Origin of the sequence: Adlercreutzia shanghongiae (assembly GCF_035830635.1) — a bacterium.
Lineage (GTDB): Bacteria > Actinomycetota > Coriobacteriia > Coriobacteriales > Eggerthellaceae > Adlercreutzia > Adlercreutzia shanghongiae.
The window spans coordinates 174,058-196,748 of the sequence record NZ_JAYMFI010000003.1 but is presented as its reverse complement, the minus strand read 5'-3'; the positions used below and the strand labels follow the sequence as shown (position 1 = coordinate 196,748).

The window sequence follows — 22,691 nt, the reverse complement described above, 5'->3', positions numbered from 1 at the left end:
GTCCGTGCGCGCAAGTGTAGTGTAATACAACGCGGCTTTCAACTGGGATGGTGCGACCGAATCGTCACGCCGAGGGGCGTCGCTGAAGCTCCCCACACCTCGGCAACGGAGACCTCCTTGCCTTCTCGCCTTGCTCCCTACGCCTCGGCCGGCTCAGCGTCAGCGGTCTCGCCTTCGACAACGGCCGCTTCCACGGCTTCCGCCTCGGCATTCTGGGCCGTGTCGGCAAACTCCGCTTCCACGGCGGTTTCGCTGGCGTCGGCGGCTTCCACGACCACAGTTGCCTCGGCCAGCTCCTCGTCCTCGGCAATGGCGGCAGCTTCGGCCAAGGCGCGATCGGTCACGATATCGGCAATCACGTCGTCGACCACCTGGGCCAGCTGGCGCAGCGTCACGCCGGAGTTGTCCGGCAGGTGCAGGTGCACGCAGCGGCGCCCCCGTTTGGCAAGCGTCACCAAATCGCCGGCGGCCTGGGCCTTCGCCAGCTCGCCGAGGCTGGGTGCGGCGGCGCCCTCGGGCAGGGGGATGTCCTTCAGCTCGTCGGCCGACAGGATGAGGAAGACGCCCATGTTCGGACCGCCCTTCTGCAGCTGGCCCGTGGAATGCAGGTAGCGCGGCCCCACTTCCAGGCAGGAGACGCAGCCGAAGGACTCGGCCACGCCGTGGCGAATCTGCTCGATGGCCTCGCGGCGCCCCTCGCCCGTGAACGGCAGAAACGCGTTCAGCGCGAAGAAGTCGCCGGGCTGAATGGAGGACAGAAGCGCGTACAGCGTCTCGTGCAGGTCCTCACAGCCCTCGAACATGGGGGCGAAGGACACCTCCACGCGGCCCATGTCCACCTCATGGGTGAACACCTCGGTGAATCCGGGCTCGGGCTGGCCGTTCTCCAGGATACCGAGCACCTCGGCCTTCGCGGAGGCGACATCGGGCTGGTCGAAGGGACTCACCTGCATGAGATAGCCGCACATGGCGATGGCGTATTCCCACATGACGAAGTGCTCGGCCAGTTCTTCCACGGTGTCGATGCGGTAATTCAGGCGCGGAATGGCGGGGTCGATGTAGGCGAGGCTCATCTCGAAGTTGCGGCGCTCGTCCCACAGGTCGGTCTGAGTCTGGTACATGATGATGGACCGGTCGCCCGGGTCTTCGGTAAGCAGCAGCGAGTCAATTTCGATGTTCGGCAGAATGCCCTCGCCGTTTTTGCCCAGGGACTCGGCCACCAGCTGCTCAATCCACAGGCCCAGCACGCGACCGCGCTTGGGCGTGAGGAACGAGAACTTGTTGCGCCCCTTCAGGTAGTTGTCGTAAAGGAACGCCGCCAGATTGATGGCGGGGTTGTCGATGGCGTCCTCGGAGCAGGCCTCTTCAGCCTCACGGGCATGGGCCATGAAGGCTTCCATATCGATGCCCGCCAGCGCGGCCGGCACCAGGCCGAACACCGAAAGCGCCGAGAAGCGCCCGCCCACCGTGGGCTCGCCGGAGAACACCGCGCGCCAGCCCTCTTCGCGGGCCTGCGTGTCCAAATCGCTGCCCGGGTCGGTGATGGCCACGAGATGCTTCACCACATGGTCGCCCAGCTCCTTCTCGAAAGCCGCGCGCACGGCCTCGAGCAGCATGCGCGGCTCAATGGTGCCGCCGCTCTTCGAGGAAATAATCACCAGCGTGCGATGGGGGTCGCAGATGGTGAGCATCTCGCGCACGCGCACAGGCGAGTCGGAATCAAGCGTACGGAACTTCACGCGGATGGAGTCGTGCTTGTTGTACTTGGTAATGGTCATGGGCGCCTGGGTGGAACCGCCCTGGCCGATAAGCAGGATGGTGTCGATTCCGGCTTCCACCACCTCGTCGGAAAACGCCTGGATGGCCGCAAGATCGCACTGCGGAGCGCTCGCCAAATCGGCCCAGCCCATGAACTGCTCGGCACAGGCCTGGGCCTCCTCGGAGAAGTCATAGAGAGTAGCGTCTTTGGCGTGAATGCGGCTGGCGGCGCGGGCCTTCACCAGCGTCTTCGCCGCAGGGTAGAGCTTTTCGATGTCAACGGAAAGCATAGGCTTCCTTTTCTCGGTGGATACTGCCAGCCTAAAACGGGAACGCCCCGTAAAAGGGCGTCCGTAACTTGTTCGAAACATTTTACCAAAGCCGCCTCCTGTGAACAGGGAACCCGGTAACCCTATGGCGGTTCTGTGAACGAAGAGGAGCTTGCCGCTACCGCCAAGCCGCAAATCTGCGAGAAACTGGGCAAAAAGCGGTGTTTTGGACTTTTTTCTCTGCTGAATCAAGTCGTCATTTTTTCTAAACAATCGTTTAACATTAGTTATATTATATTTTATTTAAACTGTCGCGCTCGTTCTCGAATTACAAAAGTCCAAAACGCGGTTTTTTGGCCAGTTTTCGACTCCCTTTGCCCGAAAGTAAGAAAGGCACCGCACGGTGCCTTTCCTCAAGCATGCTTAGCTGGCAAGCTTCCGCTATAGGTTCAGCGCCTTCTTCAGCGAAGACACGCGGCGGCGGGACACGGGAATCTTCTCCTCCACGCCGTTCAGCGTGAGCAGCAGGGTGCCACCCGAGACCGATTCGATCTCTTCCACCATAGACAGGTTCACCAGATAACCGCGATGGACGCGGAAGAATCCGTGACCGTCGAGACGCTTCTCCAGCTGAGCCAGGCTCACCGTAGAGAAGTAGCGGTCAGTGTCGGTCTGCAGGTAGGCGTAGTCGTCGCGGGCCATGACGAAGCGGATCTTATCGATACCGATGAGAATCTTCTTGCCGCCCTTTTCCACGGGAATGCGCTCGGACTTGTGGGCCTGCAGGTGCAGGGCCACCTGCTCGCGCACGCGGGCAATGGCCTGGGCCAAACGCTCGGTCTCCACGGGCTTAACCAGGTAATCGATGGCGTTAACCTTGAAGGCGTCCAGGGCGTGCTCGCTGTAGGCGGTCACAAACACCACCGCCGGCGGGAACTTCAGATGCTGCAGGGCTTCGGCCAACTGCAGGCCGGTGGCCTCGGGCATGTTCACATCCATGAACATGACGTCGCAGGGGTATTCCTTCAGTTTCTCGATAGCCTCGCGCACGTTGGCCGCTTCGGCCGTCACTTCAACTCCGCCAACTTCGTCCAGAAGGAAGCGCAGTTCGGAACGAGCGGGAGCCTCGTCGTCAACGATGATTGCGTTAAGCACGTCGTCCTCCAAATTATGAACCTCGGATTACTTTCAACGTATTCTATAGCACAGCTGACGGCCCGTCATGCCCGACCATGAGGAAACCACGGGTTAATTTCAGATGACGGCATCGAGTTTCAGCAAGCAGACAACGTATCTCGTAGATTCTTCTACGCTCTTCTCTTGTCAGTTCTTTTCAGCTGTCCATTTTTTGACAGCTCTTCGGAAGTGTCAATTGAACGCCCTGTTCCTTTTTGCGAGGGTAGCAGCATGGTCGTTCCACAGAAGGAGGAAAAGGATGGAACTGAGTCGTAGGAATTTCCTGAAAGGGGCCGCTGTATTTGGCGGCGCTGCCGCTGCTGTCAGCTTGGCCGGTTGCGCACCGGGCGAGAAGGAGCCGCTGGGCAAGACGGGCGAGACGACTGCCGCAGATTGGCTGGGAACGCCTCCCGATTACACCGTCGACGACTGCTCTTCAACAGTTGAGACAGAGGTGCTTGTCGTCGGCTCCGCCCTCGCGGGCTGCATGACCGCCTATGGCGCCATGCGCAATGGCGCTCAGGTAACGGTACTTGAGCGCAACAACGCTTGCCACGTCGGCGGGCAACTTGCGGCATTCTTGAACTCCAAGTATCAGCGCGAGTGCGGCATCCCCGAGTACAACAAAGTCTCAATCTGCAATGATGTTCTCCGCGATACTCAGATGCGTGCAGACATGGGACTTTGGGCCATCTGGGCCGAGCGCTCCGGAGAGATTTTTGATGACCTGAGGGAGCACGTGCTTGACCCCTATGGTCAGTTCTACGAGGCCGAGTCCATGGAGAACTTCTACCCCGATCCCTCGGTGGAAATCACTCAGTACAACAGCTCGGGCATTCGTCTTGAGAACCAGAGCGACAAGCTCACTCGCTTTTTGGAAAACATGCACAAATGGATTCCGGACAACGGCGGCGTCATCGATTATAACGTCCGCGCCGAAAAGCTCGTTCAGGACGAAACCGGACGTGTGACTGGCGTCATCGCCAGCAAGGGCAACGAGAAGGTGTACTACCATGCCAGTAAAGGCGTTGTGATGTGCACAGGCTCGTTCGGAGCCAACGAGGCCATGATGCGGGAGTTCTATCCCAGCGATTTCGCCGAGTTCGCCATCAACAACAATGCCTATGCCTCCTATATGGACGAGGCTCCCACCGAAATCCTCGACGACGGTCTCGGTCATCGAATGCTCTGCTGGGTCGGTGCTAAGATGGAAGAGGTCTGCAGCTATCAGGCGTGGCAAAACCGCGGGTACATCATGTTCCCGTATCTGCAGGTAAACGCCAACGGTCAACGCTTCATGAACGAATGCATTCCGGGCCTTGTCGCCACGCATTCGGTCACCTGCCAGCCGCATTTCAGCAACTACACCTGGCAGATTCTTCCCAGCAACGACTTCGACATGCCCAACGTGTTTGGCATGACCATCGAAAACGTCGACATGCAGGGCGGCTTTGATACCGAGCATGTCGAGGCCAACACCATTGAGGAACTCGCGGAGAAGATTGGAGTAGATCCCAAGAATCTCGCGGACACCGTTGCGCACTACAACGAGCTCTGCACTTCTGGCAGCGACAGTGAGTACCTGAAGGCGCCGCGCTATCTTGACCCCATCGACGATCCTCCCTACCAGGCCTGGAAGGCTCAGTACAACTTCTTCTGCACTACGTCGGGAGTTCGTTGCAGCAACCAGCTTGAGGTTCTTGATGCCGACTTTAATCCCATTCCGGGACTGTATGCCGCTGGCAATACGGTAGGCTATCGTTTCGGCAGCTGTTATCAGAACACGCTTCACGGCGCGACCAATTCGCTCGCAATCGCCCACGGCTATGTAGCCGGAGAAATTCTCGCTCGCGCTTAGCCCCCCTCCTTCGATGGGCCGAAGTCCCTCCCTCTTCGGCCCATCGCTCATAGCTTAAGTTTACCTGTCGCGAGCTATATCTTGAGCGGTCGTCGAATCTGTATCTTCGAGATACGGTGCGAGAATAAATGGCCGGCACAAGTCAAAACGCCGAACAAGCTCCTCAGGAGGCTCGGGACACCCACGATTTATCCACGCATAGGTTAACTCATTTATGGTTCCCACCACGGCTCTCAGAGCATAGTCCATCTCTTCGTTGTCAAACACTGCTCCGCGCCGCTCGCATTTGTACTTGAACTCATCACGCATGCGCTTCGTCAAATGGCTTCGCAAGCCCGCGGGATCGAACGACGAAAGCACATTGCGGTAGTAATCAGGGTCACGCGCATAGATGTTCAAATGCTCGATTCCCGATTCATTCCAGGTCATCACGCCATCACGATGCTTTTGGGCAATGGGGGCAAACTCAACCTCGTAGATTCTTATCGACAAATCGAATTTGTCGATAAAATACGAGTAGAACACCTGCCGGCTCAGCCCCGCCTCCCGGGAGATAGCCGCAACGGAGATCTTATCTATCGGCGTTGACCTTGCAAGCTCCCTGAAGGCATCGGCAATTATTTTCTTAGAGTCCACCCGACAATCCACTCCCCCTGTCAACGTGACGGCTATGCGGCTTTAACCTGCTTCTCGGTCTTCTTGGCCTTGCGGGCAGCGGCGCGCTTCTGCATGGCATCGACGCAGGTAGCCACGGCGGCGTCGCCGGTAACGTTCACGGTGGTGCGCATCATGTCCAGAATGCGGTCCACGCCGGCTACGAGAGCCACGCCCTCCACAGGCAAGCCCACGGACTGCAGCACCATGGCAAGCATAATCATGCCGCTTCCCGGCACACCGGCAGTGCCGATAGAGGCGAGCACCGCGGTCATGACGATGGTCAGCTGTTGGCCGACCGACAAATCGATGCCGAACACCTGGGCGATGAAGATAGCGCACACGCCCTGGTAGATGGCCGTGCCGTCCATGTTGATGGTGGCACCGAGCGGCAGCACGAAGGACGTGACCTCCTTCGACACGCCCATTTTCTCAGTGCATTCCATATTGATGGGCAGGGTGCCCACTGAAGAGGCCGACGCGAAGGCGAAGCCCATAACCGGCATCTCGCCCTTGAGGAACTTCAACGGGTTCATGCGGGCGAAAATTTTGATGATGCCCGAGTACACCACGATAATCTGCACGATCATGGCCACGTAAGCCACCACGATAAGCCACAGAAGCGGGCGCAGCACATCGATGCCGTTGTTGGCGATAACCGGGCAAATGAGGCCGAACACGCCAAAGGGGGCCACCAAAATGATGCCGCGCATGATGGCGATGCACACATCGGACAGGGCGTTACAGATATCAATGACCGGCTTGGCCTTCTTGCCCGCAGCAATCATGCCGAAGCCGAAGACCACGGCGATAACGATGACCTGCAGCATCGTGGCATCGGCCATGGGCTGGAAGAAGTTCGACGGGAACATGTTCACAATGGTGTCGATGAGCGAGGGGGGCTCGGTGGCCTCGTAGGAAAGTTCGTCGGAGGGCATGGTGTAGCCCGCGCCCACGTTCATCACATTCGCGAAAATGAGGCCGAGCGTGACGGCGCAGGCCGTGGTGGCCAAGTAGAACAGCACCGTCTTGCCGCCGATGGCGCCCACCTTCTTCACGTCGTCCAGCGAAACCACGCCGGCGATGATGGAGAACAGCACCAGAGGCACGACGATCATCTTGATGAGATTCAAGAAAATGGTACCGAAGGGCTTGATGTAGGTGTCGGCAATGTCCGGCGCGCCCTGCAGCGCCACACCGGCCAGCACGCCCAAAATGAGCGCGATGAAAATCCAGGTGGTCAGCGAGAGGCGCTTGAACCAGGGTTTGGGTTTTTGAGGCTCTTCGGCAGGCGTGATATCCGTCGATGCAGTTGTGGAGGCATCGCTCATGGCGGCTCGTCCTTTCCCTGAAAAATTACGTGGAGCCATTATAAGCGGGAAGGTAAGAAAATGGGAAGGGCCGCCATCGCTTACAGCCGCGCAACAAAGCACTTGATGAAGAGCCGATTTTCTCGTATTGTCCCCATAATGAGTCTTGCTGGAAAGAGGAGAGATTTCCTGTGCTCTGCAGGAGCCTTTGTCGAAAGGACACACCATGAATCGCGAAGACATCATCGCGGCGGCGGACGCCTACCTTGACGAGCATTGGGACGATGTCGTGGCCGACATTGCCAAGCTTGTAGAAATTCCCAGCATCGAGGATTTGGCAGCTGCTGGTCTGGGCGAGCCTTACGGCCCCGGCCCTGCCAAGGCGCTGGCCAAGGCGCTGGAAATTGCCGAGAGCCACGGCTTTGCCGCCACGAACTGCGACGGCCATGTCGGATTCGCCGACCTTGCGGGCGAGACCGACACCCAGCTCGGCATCATCGGACACGTGGACGTGGTGCCCGCTGGCCCCGGCTGGTCCTTCGAGCCCTTCGCCGTCACGCGCAAAGACGGCTTTCTCATGGGCCGCGGCTGCCTCGATGACAAGGGGCCTTCCGTGACCGCACTGCATGCCGCAAAGTGCCTGGCCGGCATGGATGTGCCGCGCCCCTACACCATCCGCTTCATCTTCGGGGCCAACGAGGAAACCTCCATGGCCGATGTGGTGTACTATCGCGAGCACTACGCCGACCCGGCCTTCATCTTCACCCCCGACGCCGACTTCCCTGTCTGCTACGGCGAGAAGGGCGGCTACGACGGGTGCATTACCAGCCCGGCCATCATCGACCCGGTCATTCTTGAGTTCGACGGCGGCGGAGCCACCAACGCGGTGCCCGGCAGGGCCACGGCCCTCGTGCGCGGTGATGCCTCCAAGCTGCCGCCGGCCGAACGTTTGACCATCGCCGATGCGGGCGACGGCCTGATCCGCATCACGGCCGAGGGCGTGAACGCCCATGCGGCCTGGCCCGAGCGAGGCATCTCCGCCATCAAGCTCATCGTGGACTATCTGCTTGAGAACGGCCTGTGCAACGAGCAGGAGCGCGAGTTCCTCGAGTTGGACCAGAAGCTCGTCAGCTACACTGACGGCTCGGGCGTGGGCATCGCCAGCGCCGACGAGTACTTCGGGCCGCTGACCGTGGTGGGCGGCACCATCCACATCGTGGAGGGGCGCCTGGTACAGACCATGGACAGCCGCTGGCCTACCTCTATCACGGCCGACGAGATCACCGCGGCCATGACCAAGCTCACCGACGCCATTGGCGGCACCTTCGAGAACACCCTGCTCATGGTGCCTTTCCTGGTGAAGCCCGACGACAAGGAAATTCAAGTGCTACAGGATGCCTTCCAGTACGTTACCGGCGACACCGAGCACAAGCCCTTCACTATCGGCGGCGGCACCTATGCCCGCGAGTTCTCCAAGGGAGCGTCGTTCGGCGTGAACATGCCCTGGATCGAGAACCCCGACTGGGTCGGCGGCGAGCACGGTCCCGACGAGGGCGTTTCCGAGGAGCTGCTGAAGACCTCGTTCCGCATTTACGTGCTGGCTCTGTACGAGCTCATGCAGCTGGACCTGTAGAAGAGACGCGGCGGCCGCACGGCCGCCGGGCGGCTCGGCAGACATCTTCCTGAACACGAAGCGGCCACCCTTCAGGGTGGCCGCTTCGGCAATGCCGCTTAAATGTCCGTGCGAACCTAGTCGCGCTCGCCGGGTTGGCGCACGCGAATTTCCTGCTCCTTCACGGAGACGCGCGAGTGGGGCGGCACCGAGAACGTGACGAAGGTGGAGCCCGCGATAACCGAACCCTCGCCGATGACCGTCTCGCCGCCGAGTACCGAGGCGTTCGAGTAGATGGTGACGTTGTCCTCGATGGTGGGGTGGCGCTTCACGCCGGCCAGGCGCTGGCCGCCGCGGGTGGAAAGCGCGCCTAAGGTAACACCCTGGTACAGCTTCACGTGCTCGCCGATGATGGTGGTCTCGCCGATTACCACGCCCGTGCCGTGGTCGATGAAGAAGTAGTCGCCGATGGTCGCGCCGGCGCCGATGTCGATGCCGGTGGACGAATGGGCGATTTCGGTCATCACGCGCGGGATGATGGGCACGCCCAGCTCGTAGAGCACGTGCGCGATGCGGTACACGTAGATGGCGTACAGGCCCGGGTAGGTGAAGATGACCTCCTCCTTGGAGCCGGCGGCCGGGTCGCCATCGTAGAGCGCCTGCACGTCGGTGAGCAGCGTGCGCTGGATGCCCGGCAGGGCGTCGAAGAACTTGGTGCAAATGTCGGCCGTCTGCTGGCAGATGCTGTCGGAGGTGCAGCCGCCGCACAGGTGGTTGCCGCTGCCGATGAGGTCGTCGCGCTCGTCGGAGGTGTAAGTGAGCGCCAAGATGAGCTGCTGGCGCAGCACCGATTCGATATCGATGAGGGTCTGCCCGATGAAATAGCTGGGGCTCGTGGATGCCGACAGCATCTCCGGGCCGAAATAGCCGGGGAACATGACGCGGCGCAGCTCGGTGATGATTCCCTTAATGGCCGTGCGGCTGGGGAAGCGCCGGCCCGGCTTCGTGAAGAAGATCTCGTCGGCCTCGTAGTTCTTCTCGATAGCCGCGACGATGCGTTCCAGATTGTCTCCGAACATGGCGCCTCCCTTTCCGAAGCCCTTCCGTGTTTTGCATAGTGTAGCAGTTCGGCCACACCTCGCCCGCGCCGAGGCTTTCGAAGGGAGCAACGGCTACTATTAAGGACAGCAAGCAGCCCGGATGCCTCGTTCGCCAGGGCTGCTTACTTTTTCAGGTCGGCGCCTCGCTGACTTCCCTAGGCGCTTCTCTGGCTTTTTAGAATTATTTTGGACTGCTTTCTTCTATGCATTCCTCTTGTCCAGCGGGGCCGGGGCCGCAGTAGACGGCGCGGTCGGGATGGTCGGACAAGTACGCGGCCATAGAGTACTGCGTGATGTCGCTGCGGTTGATGACGCCCACGATGTGGCCGTCCTCCAGCACCGGCACCTTCTTCAGATGGTTCTCGGCCAGCACACGGCACACGTTGGTTAGATCGGCGTGCACGCTCACGCAGATGGGGCTGGGCGCGCCAATTTCGCTGGCGCGCATCTGCATGACCTTCGCCAGCTTCTCGGCATAATCCTCGTCGTCCATGACCGTGCGGTTGATGAGCACCACCGGGTCGGTGAACGAGTTGCTGCGGGGGCTTAGCCGCTTCAGGATGTCGCCATCGGAAATGAAGCCCACCGGCTCGCCCGCCTCGTCCACGATGGGCGCCGCCGAGATGTTCTTCTCCACGAACAGGCGCATGGCCTCTTCCACGGTGGCGTCCTGGCCAAGCGAGTACACGTCGGTCTTCATGATGGACGTCAGCAGCGACTTGCGGGTGTTCCCCTCGTCCACCGCGGCCTCCTCGCCGGGCTTGTCCTTCACGAGCGCGATGGTCATGACCAGGCCGATCAGGCACAGCGCCGTGCACACGAGGAAGGCGGCGTTGATGCCGAGCATGGTGCCCTCGGTGACGCCCAGGCCCGGCGAGGCGATGCTCTGCACCTGGGTGCTCACGGCGATGATGATAGCGGTGCCCAGCGAGCCCGCCACCTGACGCAGGGTGTTGTTCACCGAGGTGCCGTGGTTCATCACCTTGTTGTCCAGCGCGTTCATGCCCCAGGTGGTGATGGGCATGTTCACCAGCGTCATGGAGAACATGCGGACGGTGTACACCACGGTGATGTACACGATGCTCGTCGCGGTGTTCAGCAGCGCGAAGGCGAAGGTGGTCAGCGTCAGCAGGGCCATGCCCACGATGGCCATGCGGCGCGGGCCGTGGCGGTCGAACCACTTACCGGCGATGGGGTTCATCACGCCCATGAGGATGGCGCCGGGCATGAGCACCAGGCCCGACACCGTGGCCGACAGCCCGTGCAGCGACTGGATGTAGATGGGCATGAGGATGCCGGCGGCCAGCAGGGCGCCCTGCACGAGCATGCCGATGATGGTGCCCACGAGGAAGCGGCGGTTCTTCAGCACGTCGACCCGCAGCATGGGGTGCGGCAGGCGCGTCTGACGAACGAAGAACCACACCACGCCCACGATGCCCACGGCGGTGGTGAGCAGCGGCACCAGGGTGAAGCCCGCCGAGCCCAAGGCCGAGAAGCCGTAGAGCATGAGACCGAAGCCCAGGGTGGACAGCACCAGGGACAGCGGATCGAGCACCGAGTCGCCCTTGTTCGCGGGCGCCTTGTCGTCCACGAGGAACAGCGACGCCGCGATGATGACGAGCGTCAGTCCGAAGATGATATAGAACAGGATGTGCCAGTCGGCCTGGTCGATGACGAAGCCCGCCACCGTGGGGCCAATGGCCGGCGCGAAGGCGATAACGAGGCCGAAGATGCCCATGGCCGAGCCGCGACGGTCGACGGGGAACACCAGCATGAGCACCGTCATGGTCACCGGCATGAGGATGCCGGCGCCCGCCGCCTGCACGAGACGGCCGCCCAGCAGCACGGGGAAGTTCAGGCCCACGGCCGCGAGCAGCGTGCCCAAGGCGAACATGCCCATGGAGAACACGAACAAACGCCGCGTGGAGAACCGGTCCTGCAGAAACGCCGTGATGGGAATCATGATGGCGTTCACCAGCGTGAAGCCCGTGGTAAGCCACTGGGCCGTGGACTGGTCGACCGACATCTCCTCCATGATGGACGGCAACGCCGGGGTCACCAGCGTCTGGTTCAGCACCGTCACGAACGCGCCGAACACCAGCACGGTCAGCATCATCCATTGCTTGCGGGTCAATTTCATGCGCAACACCTCATTCGCCTGGCCGGCTCTTCTCCCTTCGAGCCGGCTCGCTCGTTGTATGCTTGATGGAAACTGGCTTACTCTACCACCATCGCTTGAAAGAAGGCCCGTATATCGGCCAAACCGTCGGCAACACGTAGGAACGGCGGCGGCTTGCCGCCATGAACGACCAACGCGGCGGCGGGCCACCACAACACCGCCGCTCCTCGTAATAATATGATGGCAGTTTCGCTACCTGTAGGGGCGCGGGCTGAAAATCCCCTAGGATATGACTCACATATTTTCAACGAGACGAAGCAACCTTGATTGCTTCGCGAAGGGGTGTTTACCGCTATGCAAACCGCCGTTTGCCTGCTGTTGGTCGTGTTCTTCCTGCTGATGAACGCGTTCTTCGTTATCGCCGAGTTCGCTCTGGTGCGCGTGCGCAAGAGCCAGATTGATATGGCCGTGGCCGAGAAGCGCCGCGGCGCCGAGGCCGCCCGCGACGTGACCACGCACATCAACGCCTACCTTTCCGCCTGTCAGCTGGGTATCACCCTGGCCTCGCTGGCCATCGGCTGGCTGGGCGAGCCGGCCGTGTCGGCCATTTTGGAAGCGCCGCTTCTAGCCTGGGGCTTCCCCGAATCCGCCGTGTACCCCATCTGCGTGGCCGTGGGCTTCTTCATCGTTACCACCCTGCACGTGGTGGTCGGCGAGCTTATCCCAAAGTCCTTCGCCATCTTCGCCACCGAGAAGTACGCCCTGCATACCGCTGGGCCCCTGCGCGTGTTCTACCGCATCACCTACCCGGTCATGGTCATCTTCAACGGCATTACCAACGGCGTTATGCGCCTGTTCGGCCATGACCCGGCCGATGAGCACGAGGTGTACACCGGCGAAGAAATCAAACTGCTTATTGACGAGTCTACGGAAAGCGGCCTCATCGACCCGGAGCAGAACGAGTTCGTGGACAACATCTTCGATCTGGGCGACAAGGACGCCGAGGGCATCATGACCCCGCGCACCGACGTCATCTGCCTCGATTTGGAAGACACGCTGGAGGAGAATTGGGAAGTGGTGCGCCAGTACAAGTACACGCGCTACCCGGTGTGCAACGGCTCGAAAGACCGCATCGTCGGCTTCGTGCACACCAAGGATTTGGTGGATGTGCCCCAAGACGCCCCTATGAGCGATTGGAAGATTCGCGAGCTGCCGCCGGTTCCCGAAGGGGCGCCCATCGCGAAGCTTCTGCAGGCCATGCAGGAGGGCCGCACCGAAATGTGCGTCGTCGTGGACGAGCACGGCGGCACAGCGGGCATCGTCACCATGAGTGACATCATGGAGCAGATTGTCGGCCGCATCGATGACGAGTACGTTCACGACACCGACGACGACATTGAAGAGCTGCCCGACGGCACCTACCAGATTAACGGCACCCTGGCCATCGACGACCTCACCGAGCTGCTCGACTTCGAGCCCGAAGAGGCCGATGACGTGGAAACCGCCGGCGGCCTGTTGCTGTCGCTGTTCGACCGTATTCCCAAGGAAGGCGACGTGGCGGTGCTCGAGAACCGCGGCACCAAGGTGACCTTCACCGTGCTGGCCATGGACCGCTTGCGCATCGACCGCATCTGCATGGCCATCGACCGCCCCGACGAGGAGTAGCGGGCGGCCCCGAGAGCTTCGTATCCGGGCGGTCTTCGGGCCGCCCTTCGACCGAGCGACGGCCCCATGTATAATGTCTCCGTATGATCGAGGGCCACAACAAGAAAGGACATACCGTTGCAGCGCCATCACGGGCGGTGGCTCGGCAGAAATCTCCTGATAGCTGTGGCGGGCATCTCCGCCCTTCTGGCGGCCCAGTCATTTGAGGCGCCCTGCGAGATTTCCTTGTATCTTCCCCTGGGACAAGGCAGCGTGCCGGCGACCATTGTAGACGTAGCCGTCGCCTCCCTCGTTTCTTGTGCTTTGATCATCGCGGGCAGCCGAGGGAGACGCGCGCTTGCGAGTGTTCCCCTCGCCATAGCAAGCGCCTCGTGCTGCCTAATGGGCTTGGCCGTGCAAGGCACAGGAGAGCCCCTCTCCATTTTCGGACTCATCCTCATGTCTGCCGGGGGAACCGTTCTTCTCTTCTGCTGGCTGGCGGCAGTCTGCGCCCAGCGCGATATCGGCATTGTCGAACTGATGATAGAGGTCGAGGTGCTCGCATCGGCGGCGACGATTCTTCCCTCGCTTCTGCCTGCGTCATGGTGCCAAGCCCTCGCCGGCATGAGCGTGGCAGCCTCTGCGGTGGCACTTTGCCTCATCCAGCGCCCCGCGCCTTCCTCATCGGAGGCCGAGCGGTCTTTTACCCTCGAGCCATCTTCGTTGGCGAAAATCCTCTGCAGCTTTTTTGTTATCGGACTGGTGGTAGGATCCTTGCAGTACTCGGTCTTCCTGCAGCAGGCAGAAGGCGAGATGTTCCCCTTCATCATTACCGCCATATCGCTCGCACTCGTGCTCTGGCTCTTTAACCGCGGGCGAGACTTCAATCTGTCGGTATGGACGAAAGTAGTTGCGACCCTTTCGCTGGCCGCTCTTATCTTAGTGCTGTTCTCATCGACTCTCACCTACCTTGCCTACGTGTTGGCCGGCATCGCATACTCTCTTTTGGAATGCGGCGCCCTCTACATGGGATTGCTCCTGGGGCGGCTGTATCCTGGTACTCGTGTGAGAATCTTAGCCACTGCCTGGTGTGTGGGGACTTTAGGGTCCCTCCCCCTGCTGGCTTCCGCTTTTTTCGGACCCCACATCGCAAGCAGGGTCGCCATGCTCTTCATGGCCCTTCTTCTCGTCGTGGCATCCATTTGGATTCTGGAGGATCGAACCATGTCGCTGCTGTTGTCCGCAAGCGGCGGCGCGAAGCTCACCTCGCTCTCGGGTCGTCCCCTTGAATCATTCAGCGACAGCATGGGCCTGACTGCTCGCGAACGCGATGTGTTCAATCTCTATATCGTCGGACGAAGCGCCCCCTACATTGCAGAGAAGCTCGTAATCAGCGAGAGCACGGTGAAATCTCACCTGCAGCACATCTACACCAAATGCGGCGTCCATTCGCGCCAAGAGCTTATCTCACTCGTTGAAACGACCTCGAAGGAATAAACCACCTGGTCAGATGATTGTCGTACTTTTCGTATAGGGTGCTTTTTCTTGTATTTCATACGTTTCTCCTGTTTTGCGCGACTTCCGAATGCGGTGATATAGGTGCCGTCCTGATATACGACAAAAGGAGGGTACCGTGACGATGAAGGAGTTTGGGAAGAAGGGATCAATCAGCCGTCGAAGCTTTTTAGCAGCACTCGGCCTGGCAGGCGCCTCGGCCGCCGGCACCGGCCTCGTCGGTTGCGCCCCGAAGCAGCCGTCGGATAATCTCGATGACGAGAATACCGCCCTCGCTGACACTGGCACCCTGGTGGAAACCGACATCCCCGAGGACAAGATTATCGAGACGGTTGATTGCGACGTGTGCGTGGTTGGCCTGGGCGTGGCGGGGGTAGGAGCCCTGCGTTCTGCCGCTGAAGGAGGACTCAAGGTAGTCGGCGTCGAGAAGGGCAGCAAGCCCAGTGCTCGCTCGAACATGTTCGCCGCCTTCGGCACCGAGAAGACGCGCTCCATCGGAATCGAGGACATCAGCCCCACCGAGGTGGCTAACGAGCTCATGACGCAAATGTCGCATCGCGCAGACTATCGCATAACCACGAAGTGGCTGAAGAACTGCGGAGAGGCTTTCGAGTGGTACACCTCCGCATACGACGGACTCCTGTGGCTCGGCATGGAAGACGAGCTTCCCGAAGATCCTAGTCAGTTGTTCGTCTGCGCCGATACGCTCACGAGCGGCATCTATCGCTTCGGCATCGACCACGAGCGCCTCTTTGCCGGATGCTGCTGCATCAGCGGAGGAGACGAGACCCATACGCCCGTTCTGCAGGCCAATGTCGATGCAGCCGTGGCCACCGGCAACGCGCAGGTGCAATTCTATTCGCCAGCCGTGAAGCTCGAGGCTGCTGACGGCCAGATAACCGCCGTGATCTGCCGCAATGATGAGGGCGAGGGCTACACGCGCTATCGTGTCTCCAAGGGCGTGGTGCTCGCCACGGGCGGCTATTCCCACAACGAGAAAATGCTGGGGCAGTATGCTCCGTGGATTCTGAAGAACCAGGACAAATTCCTGTTCTCATACGAGGTGACGGATCACGACGGCAACCCCGCCGATACCGGCGACGGCCAGCAGATGGGCATGAACGTCGGCGGCCACCTGGACGTGGGACCCCATGCGGTAATGGCTCATATTCTCCAGTTCGGCCAGGAGTTCTTCCTGCAGGTCAACGAGCACGGCGAGCGCTTCACCAACGAAGACCTCAGCATGACCAATATCGCTAAGGTCATGCAGAACCAACCAGGCAGCAAGGTTTTCCAAATCATAGACAGCCACTGGCCCGAGCAGTACCCGATGCTCGAGATGGTCATGGAAAATATCCGCAGCTATGGCGACGGCGAGGGTTTTTCAGCTCAAGCCGATTCACTCGAAGAGCTCGCCTCTCAGCTGGAACTCAGCGCAGATGCCACCCAGAATTTAACCGCAGCGGTCGCGCGCTACAACGAGCTGTGCGAAAAAGGAGTCGATGAGGATTTCGGCAAGGCAGCAGAGAAGATGTTCCCCGTGGTCGATCCTCCCTTCTACGCGATCACCTACGATATGCTCAAGCACACGTCGGTGGAAGATGTGAGCTGCATGCGATTGCTCGTTACCATGGGCGGCCTCGTAACCGACGACAACGCTCGCGTGCTCAACGACGATTCGGAGCCCATTCCCGGCCTGTTTGCCGTTGGCAACGTGCAAGGCGGACGCTTCGTGGAGGACTATCCCTTCACCTTATCCGGCGCCAGCCATGCTGCTGCTCTCACTTACGGCTATCTGACCGGTAAGTATTTGTCCGAGCAAGCCTAGGTGATACATACTCCATTGCGATAGCTCGAGTCCCGACGCGCAACTCCCTCCCCCGTAGCGCGCGTCGGGACCCTTGCGTTGTTCTAAGTTGAGTAGCAACTACTTGATCTCTTGGCCAATGAATCGTTCGACATTGTGCCAGGTGATGGCTTCGAATTCGTCTTCAGTGAAAGGCATGGCGGAAAGCATGTTGTATTCGTTGACGGGGCTCCACATGGGGAAGTCGCTGCCGAACATGATGCGCTCGATGCCGTAGGCGCGGGCAAGTTCTACGGTGCGGCGCGGACCTAAGAATTCCAGGGCGCTTGAGGTGTCCACGTAGCAGTTCTCGTCTTCCAAATACTCGAGGGCATAATCGAACAACGACCAACCGCCGAAGTGGGCGGCATCTACCACCAGATTCGGGAACGTGCGCAGGATGCGCTTCAGGCGACGCGGATGCGAGTAATCGTAACGGTAATCGCCCGTGTGAATGACGATGGGAAGCCGACCTGCAATGATCTCATAAAGGCCCATGAGCCGTGGGTCGTCGAGGTTTACCTTCTGCGTGTCTGGGTGAATCTTCACTCCCTTGAGTCCCAGCGCCATGACGCGATCGATCTCGCCTTCCATATCTTCGAAATCGTGATGCATGGTGGCAAAGCCGATGAAGTTCGGGTGAAGGCGACATTGCTCGGCGATGAAGTCGTTGATGGTCGCCACCTGGTCGAGGCGCGTGGCCACGGAATGCACGAGATGGTGGGTGATGGGCGAGCCCTCGCACGCCGCCAGCAGCGCGCTTGCCGAGGCATTCTTGGCGTTCATGTCAACCCCGTAGAACTCCCCCACGGCCGAAGAGGCCTTGCAGGCGATTTTGTCGGGATAGATATGAGAATGGGCGTCAATGACGGGCATAGCAGTTCCTTCTGACGTGCGTGTTTTTGCCTATTGTACGTGAGCGAGCGCTGGCGGAAAACGGATAAACGCCGTCGAGCGGGTAGCTGGCGTCGGAATCCGTTAGAATCTCCGTTAGAATCTTCGGCAAGCAATCGCTGCCACACGAAAAAACCTCTTGAGGCCGCGGCGGGGCTGCGCTATACTTCTAAAACGCTTCACTTCGGTGAAGCAGACGCTATGCGGAGAGATGTCCGAGCTGGCCGAAGGAGCACGATTGGAAATCGTGTATGCCCCAAAAGGGTATCTGGGGTTCGAATCCCCATCTCTCCGCCAGACTAACCCCGCGAGCCGTTAAGGCTCGCTTTGATATGGCGCCCGTTCGTGGTGTCGCACGCCGGCTCTTTGCCGGTAAATGAGCGCCCGTGCGGCGCATCGCCCCTGCGGAGGGGTGGCAGAGTGGTTGAATGCGGCGGTCTCGAAAACCGTTTCACCGGTGCTCCCGGTGACGAGGGTTCGAATCCCTCCTCCTCCGCCAGTTTTACCTGGTCAAATAGCATACAGCTAACTACGTGGTCGATAAGTGGTCGGAGCTTTCATCCTTGGCCTCGAGTAACCTCAGATAAATTCAAAAAGGAAAGGCCCTGGGCGCGGTCGTCGTGACCGAGAATCTCGCGAGTGCCGGGGCTTTGGCTTAAGAATCAGACGCAGGTGACCAGGGTCGGTGCCAGAACAGCAACGCAGGTGACCAGGATTGGCGACAAAGCGGCAACGCAGGCGCCAAGATTGGCGACAAAACAGCAACGAGGGTGCCCATTTCGGCACTATCTGTCAAATCGTTCAAAAACTTGCCAAATAAACGGGATATGGACGGTTGTCTTCGAGTAATCCCTTGTCCGGGTTATACGATCAAGGCGCTGAACTGGTGGTTTGCAAACGAGCTTACGATTCAGGGGAATTTTGGCCGCTCTTTGGCGTCCATATCCCGCTTTTTTGGCCTGAATTGTTCGGCTTGCCGGATTGCCGCTGCCGCGGACGCGCCCGTTGCAGCGGCTTCATGAAAATACGAGAACTCGCGTTGCAGACCTGGCCACGGACACGATGCGGGAGCGCGCGACGGAGTCAGGCCGCAGAAATGCGGAAGCGCGCGACAGGGTCAAACCCCAGAAAGGCAGAAGCGCGCAGCGAGGCCCGGCCGCAGGAATGCGGGAAAACGCAACGGGCTCAAGCTGCAGAAATGCGAGAACTCGCGACAGGATCTGGCCGCAAAAATGCGGAAGCGCCCGCAGGAAAGTGCGGGCGCTTCTTCTCTCTTCACTCGCAAGGGGTCCCTCGCGGCTTAGTACTTTACTCGGCGGCGCCTTCGGCAGGCTGCGTGCTCTCATCGCTGGCGCCCTCGGCACCCTCGCCTTCCACGGCATCCTCGGCTTCGCCGGCCGCGTCGGCAGCTTCGCCCTCGGCACCTTCGGCACCTTCATCGACGCCCTCGGCCACCGGTTCGGCATCGACACCCTCGACACTCTCGCCCTCGGCACCGTCGCCCGCAGACGGGGTGACCTCGCCGATGGGGTTGCCCTCGGCGTCGTAGATCACGTTGTCGCCCTCAGCGGTAACCTCGCCCTCAGCATCGTCCTTGGCGAAGTTCGCCATATCGACGTAGTAGGGCAGACCCTCGGGCATGTCGTTAATCTGGATGTCAGCGGCCTCGCGCTGCTCCTCCAGCCAGCTGTAGTAAGCGTTGGACTGATTGGAAGATACCAGCGTTGCGCGGATAGAATCCTGGAACTCAGCCGGCAGCTGGTCGAGGCTCGTCAGCTCTTCGGGAGCCTCGAACACATCGGTGCACTGGATGATATGGATACCGTAAGTGCTGGTCACCAGGCCACTCACATCACCCTTGTTCAGCTCGCCGAGAGCCGTGGTGTACTCGGTCACGAGATTCGACAGACGGTCCCAGCCCACGTTGCCGCCATCGGCAGCAGAGCCAGTGTCCTTGGAGTAGGACTCGGCGGCGGTGGCGAAATCGAGCTCGCCAGCGTTGATCTTATCGAGCACTTCCTGAGCCTGAGCCTCGTCGGAAGCTTCGAACAGAATATGGGAGGACTTCTTCGCGCCGTCGTAAGAGCTCACGTAGGTTTGAGCGGCCTCGAGCACCTCTTCGTCGGTGGGCTCGGCGGCATCGGCGCCAACCTGCTCCTGCAGCTGCTGGGACACAAGCGACAACTCGATATTCTCGCGGTACTCGTCCTCAGTTAGACCCACGGCCTCCAGGGCCTCGGCCCAAGCGGCATCGGAATCGTAATGGCCGCGCATGGTCTCGACGTACTGGTCGACCTCAGCCGCATCGGCCGTGATGCCGGCAGCCTCGGTGCCCTGCTTTACAAGCTCCTGGTCTACATAGGAGTTGAGAATCTCCTCGCGAACGGTCTCGGGGGTGTAGTCGTTCTCGGCAAGCCACTCGCCCCAGGACTGCTCGTCAGTGAGGCCCATCTGCGCACGGATGTCCTCGATGGCCTGGGTGACTTTGTCCTCGGGAATTTCCACACCGTTAACCGTGGCCGCAACCCCACCCGTGTAGGTAGGGGCGTCGCTTTCGGAGCTTCCCTCGGAGCAGCCGACAACGCCCAAAGCGCAAACGGCAGCCAAGCTGAAGGAAGCGAGCGATTTCGCAAGAGACAGCTTCTTCATAAGTACCTTTCTCATGAGTGACGGGGTGTCGAGCTTCGGTTCAGATCTGCGTTTCGAGACAGTCCCCGATGATTTCGGAATGCATTGTCCCACGCATGACGGCACGGTAACAACCGCCGCACAATTTGACCACTTTTGATTCACGGTACGTTGATGAGCGTTTGAGAGAAACACCACGTCAAAGCTAAGGAAGCTGCTCAACTTATGAATAATTCCCTCGCTCGTTTCCATGAACCAAAAAAGGGGCGACCGAAGTCGCCCCCTGTGGATGAAGATGAACCCCTTGCGGGTTGGGTGATGGCTGAAGCGCCGCGGCTAGTTCTTCTTGGCCTTCTTGCGGTCGACCGCCGAAAGGAGGCGCTTGCGCAGGCGCACAGACTGGGGGGTGACTTCAACCAGCTCGTCGTCTTCGATGTACTCCAGGGCCTCTTCCAGCGTGAAGGTGATGGGCGGCGTCAGCTGGATGGCCTTATCGGCGGAGCTGGAGCGCTGGTTGCCCAGGTTCTTCGTCTTCTCGACGTTCACCACCATGTCGCCTTCCTTGGCGGACTCGCCGACGATCATGCCCTCGTAGCAGTCATCGCCCGGCGCCACGAACAGACGGCCGCGCTCCTGCAGGGTGTCCAGCGCGTAGGCCACGGCCTTGCCCGTGGACATGGCGATCATGCCGCCGTTCTTACGGCCGGCCATCTCGCCGGTGTAGGGGCCGTACTCCTTGAAGTGGTGGAACAGCATGGCCTCTCCGTGGGTGGCATTCAGGATGCGCGTCTTCAGGCCCATGGTGCCGCGGGACGGGATGCTGAAGGTGAGGTGCGTCATGGTCTCGTCGGAGGCCATGTCCTCCATGATGCCGCCGGCGGTGCCCATGACCTCGATGGCCTTGCCCGCATACTCGTTGGGCACGTCCACCGTGGCTTCCTCGATGGGCTCCAGCTTGCTGCCATCCTCGGCGGTCTTGTACACCACCTGGGGGCGGCCCACCTGGAACTCGAAGCCCTCGCGGCGCATGGTTTCCATAAGCACGGACAGATGCAGCACGCCGCGGCCAGCCACCTCGATGCCGGACTTGTCTTCCAGCTCGTTGATGCGCATGGAGATGTTGCTCTCCTTCTCGCGCAGCAGGCGCTCTTTCAGCTGGCGGCCGCCGACGATGTCGCCCTCGCGACCCACAAGCGGGCTGGTGGACGCCTCGAACACAACGGCCATGGTGGGCTCTTCTACGGCGATGGGGGCCATCTCGCGGATGGGGTTCTCCGGGTCGGTGATGATGTCGCCGATGTCGGCGTCTTCGATGCCGATGACGGCCACAATGTCGCCGGCGTCGGCGGCGGTTACTTCCTGCTTGCCCAGGTTCTCAAAGGTGTACACCTTGCGAATCTGCGCGCGGCGCTCGGCCCCGTCAGGCTTCACCACGAGCACCTGCTCCTTCTCGTGCAGCGTGCCGGAGGACAGGCGACCCACGCCGATGCGACCTTCGTAGCTGGAGTGGTCAACGGTGCAAATCTGCAGAGCCACCGGGCCGTCGATGTCCACTTCGGGAGCGGGAATCTCAGAGATGATGGTGTCCAGCAGAGGCACCATGTCCATGTTGTCGTCATCGGGGCTCATGCGGGCGTAGCCGTTTACAGCCGAGGCGTACACCACGGGGAAATCGAGCTGCTCATCAGTGGCGCCGAGCTCAACCATGAGGTCGAACACCTTGTCCACCGCCCCTTCCGGATCGGCGTTCGGGCGGTCGATCTTGTTCACGACCACCACGATGCGCAGGCCGCGCTCGAGAGCATGGGACAGCACGAAGCGGGTCTGGGGCTTGGGGCCCTCGTAGGCGTCCACAATGAGCAGGGCGCCGTCGGCCATGTTCAGCACGCGCTCCACCTCGCCGCCGAAGTCGGCATGGCCAGGGGTGTCGATGACGTTGATCTTCACGTCCTTGTAGGTAATGGAGATGTTCTTGGAAAGGATGGTGATGCCGCGCTCTCGCTCCTGATCGTTGGAGTCGAGCACGCGCTCTTCCACCTGCTGGTTCTCGCGGAACACGTGAGAGGCCCACAGCAGACGGTCGACGAGCGTGGTCTTACCGTGGTCGACGTGGGCGATAATCGCAACGTTACGGATGTTCTCTTGCTTCATGAATCTTCTTTCAAATCGTTTTTGGGCGCAGAGATTATAACGCTTGCCTGGTTGTTGGCAGGTTCGAGTAAGCGAGCGCGTTGGTTTTTCGTTGGGGACGGGCGGCAGGGCTGCCTGAGCGGGTATAAAGCAAAGGCTTCGCTCCCTTGATGCGCTC

The 22,691-nt window shown here is 60.4% G+C and carries 15 protein-coding genes and 2 tRNA genes; 8 read left to right on the top strand and 9 right to left on the bottom strand.

Annotated elements, in window-relative coordinates:
- Positions 1-137: 137 nt before the first annotated feature.
- Positions 138-2,048 carry a glucose-6-phosphate isomerase gene (locus VJ923_RS02860; protein ID WP_326438330.1) on the bottom strand — a complete coding sequence of 637 codons (1,911 nt, stop codon included), beginning with the start codon at positions 2,046-2,048 and terminating at the stop codon, positions 138-140.
- 135 nt (positions 2,049-2,183) lie between these two features.
- Between VJ923_RS02860 and VJ923_RS02855 the strand changes: the two genes are divergently transcribed.
- Positions 2,184-2,474 carry a hypothetical protein gene (locus tag VJ923_RS02855; RefSeq protein WP_326438328.1) on the top strand — a complete coding sequence of 97 codons (291 nt, stop codon included), beginning with the start codon at positions 2,184-2,186 and terminating at the stop codon, positions 2,472-2,474.
- On the opposite strand, the gene VJ923_RS02850 is transcribed toward VJ923_RS02855, so the two are convergent.
- Complete coding sequence (locus tag VJ923_RS02850) at positions 2,469-3,182, bottom strand: LytR/AlgR family response regulator transcription factor (protein WP_326438326.1); 714 nt, start codon at positions 3,180-3,182, stop codon at positions 2,469-2,471. The genes VJ923_RS02855 and VJ923_RS02850 overlap by 6 nt on opposite strands.
- A gap of 280 nt (positions 3,183-3,462) precedes the next feature.
- Between VJ923_RS02850 and VJ923_RS02845 the strand changes: the two genes are divergently transcribed.
- Positions 3,463-5,061 (top strand): FAD-dependent oxidoreductase, encoded by a 1,599-nt coding sequence (locus VJ923_RS02845; protein ID WP_326438324.1) that lies wholly within the window; start codon positions 3,463-3,465, stop codon positions 5,059-5,061.
- Between the two features lie 60 nt (positions 5,062-5,121).
- Here the strand turns inward: VJ923_RS02845 and VJ923_RS02840 are convergent, their stop codons facing one another.
- Together VJ923_RS02840 and VJ923_RS02835 are read right to left on the bottom strand one after the other, a co-directional pair.
- Complete coding sequence (locus tag VJ923_RS02840; protein WP_326438322.1) at positions 5,122-5,697, bottom strand: TetR/AcrR family transcriptional regulator; 576 nt, start codon at positions 5,695-5,697, stop codon at positions 5,122-5,124.
- Positions 5,698-5,729: 32 nt separating this feature from the next.
- Positions 5,730-7,046, bottom strand: a complete 1,317-nt coding sequence (locus VJ923_RS02835; protein WP_326438320.1) for a dicarboxylate/amino acid:cation symporter — start codon at positions 7,044-7,046, stop codon at positions 5,730-5,732.
- A gap of 205 nt (positions 7,047-7,251) precedes the next feature.
- Here VJ923_RS02835 and VJ923_RS02830 point away from each other — a divergent pair, with 205 nt between their 5' ends.
- Entirely contained in the window at positions 7,252-8,658 is a 1,407-nt protein-coding gene (locus VJ923_RS02830; protein ID WP_326438318.1) for a Sapep family Mn(2+)-dependent dipeptidase, read from the top strand.
- Between the two features lie 116 nt (positions 8,659-8,774).
- On the opposite strand, the gene VJ923_RS02825 is transcribed toward VJ923_RS02830, so the two are convergent.
- Positions 8,775-9,716 carry a serine O-acetyltransferase gene (locus VJ923_RS02825; protein WP_326438316.1) on the bottom strand — a complete coding sequence of 314 codons (942 nt, stop codon included), beginning with the start codon at positions 9,714-9,716 and terminating at the stop codon, positions 8,775-8,777.
- A 202-nt stretch (positions 9,717-9,918) separates the two neighbouring features.
- Positions 9,919-11,877, bottom strand: a complete 1,959-nt coding sequence (locus tag VJ923_RS02820; protein ID WP_326438314.1) for an MDR family MFS transporter — start codon at positions 11,875-11,877, stop codon at positions 9,919-9,921.
- Between the two features lie 333 nt (positions 11,878-12,210).
- On the opposite strand from VJ923_RS02820, the gene VJ923_RS02815 reads away from it, so the two are divergent.
- The 3 genes from VJ923_RS02815 to VJ923_RS02805 all read left to right on the top strand — a co-directional run bounded on the left by VJ923_RS02815 (position 12,211) and on the right by VJ923_RS02805 (position 16,843).
- A complete protein-coding gene (locus tag VJ923_RS02815; RefSeq protein WP_326438312.1) occupies positions 12,211-13,521 on the top strand; it encodes a hemolysin family protein in 1,311 nt (436 codons plus the stop codon).
- Between the two features lie 393 nt (positions 13,522-13,914).
- A complete protein-coding gene (locus VJ923_RS02810) occupies positions 13,915-14,997 on the top strand; it encodes a helix-turn-helix transcriptional regulator (protein ID WP_326438310.1) in 1,083 nt (360 codons plus the stop codon).
- 142 nt (positions 14,998-15,139) lie between these two features.
- The gene (locus tag VJ923_RS02805; protein WP_326438690.1) at positions 15,140-16,843 is read left to right on the top strand and encodes an FAD-dependent oxidoreductase; all 1,704 of its coding nucleotides are present in this window, start codon (positions 15,140-15,142) and stop codon (positions 16,841-16,843) included.
- Between the two features lie 99 nt (positions 16,844-16,942).
- Here VJ923_RS02805 and VJ923_RS02800 read toward each other — a convergent pair whose 3' ends face one another.
- Positions 16,943-17,737, bottom strand: coding sequence for an amidohydrolase family protein (locus VJ923_RS02800; protein WP_326438308.1), 795 nt, complete (start codon positions 17,735-17,737; stop codon positions 16,943-16,945).
- A 223-nt stretch (positions 17,738-17,960) separates the two neighbouring features.
- On the opposite strand from VJ923_RS02800, the gene VJ923_RS02795 reads away from it, so the two are divergent.
- Positions 17,961-18,052, top strand: a tRNA-Ser gene (locus VJ923_RS02795).
- A 109-nt stretch (positions 18,053-18,161) separates the two neighbouring features.
- A tRNA-Ser gene (locus VJ923_RS02790) sits at positions 18,162-18,254 on the top strand.
- An 809-nt stretch (positions 18,255-19,063) separates the two neighbouring features.
- Here the strand turns inward: VJ923_RS02790 and VJ923_RS02785 are convergent.
- Positions 19,064-20,404 carry a peptidylprolyl isomerase gene (locus tag VJ923_RS02785; protein WP_326438306.1) on the bottom strand — a complete coding sequence of 447 codons (1,341 nt, stop codon included), beginning with the start codon at positions 20,402-20,404 and terminating at the stop codon, positions 19,064-19,066.
- A gap of 315 nt (positions 20,405-20,719) precedes the next feature.
- A complete protein-coding gene (gene typA, locus VJ923_RS02780; protein WP_326438304.1) occupies positions 20,720-22,534 on the bottom strand; it encodes a translational GTPase TypA in 1,815 nt (604 codons plus the stop codon).
- Positions 22,535-22,691 lie beyond the last annotated feature (157 nt).

Coding starts and splice junctions, on each gene's coding strand:
- VJ923_RS02845 (WP_326438324.1), top strand. CDS start 3,463: ATGGAACTGAGTCGTAGGAATTTCCTGAAAGGGGCCGCTGTATTTGGC.
- VJ923_RS02825 (WP_326438316.1), bottom strand. CDS start 9,716: ATGTTCGGAGACAATCTGGAACGCATCGTCGCGGCTATCGAGAAGAAC.
- VJ923_RS02830 (WP_326438318.1), top strand. CDS start 7,252: ATGAATCGCGAAGACATCATCGCGGCGGCGGACGCCTACCTTGACGAG.
- VJ923_RS02820 (WP_326438314.1), bottom strand. CDS start 11,877: ATGAAATTGACCCGCAAGCAATGGATGATGCTGACCGTGCTGGTGTTC.
- VJ923_RS02835 (WP_326438320.1), bottom strand. CDS start 7,046: ATGAGCGATGCCTCCACAACTGCATCGACGGATATCACGCCTGCCGAA.
- VJ923_RS02860 (WP_326438330.1), bottom strand. CDS start 2,048: ATGCTTTCCGTTGACATCGAAAAGCTCTACCCTGCGGCGAAGACGCTG.
- VJ923_RS02815 (WP_326438312.1), top strand. CDS start 12,211: ATGCAAACCGCCGTTTGCCTGCTGTTGGTCGTGTTCTTCCTGCTGATG.
- typA (WP_326438304.1), bottom strand. CDS start 22,534: ATGAAGCAAGAGAACATCCGTAACGTTGCGATTATCGCCCACGTCGAC.
- VJ923_RS02800 (WP_326438308.1), bottom strand. CDS start 17,737: ATGCCCGTCATTGACGCCCATTCTCATATCTATCCCGACAAAATCGCC.
- VJ923_RS02785 (WP_326438306.1), bottom strand. CDS start 20,404: ATGAAGAAGCTGTCTCTTGCGAAATCGCTCGCTTCCTTCAGCTTGGCT.
- VJ923_RS02805 (WP_326438690.1), top strand. CDS start 15,140: ATGAAGGAGTTTGGGAAGAAGGGATCAATCAGCCGTCGAAGCTTTTTA.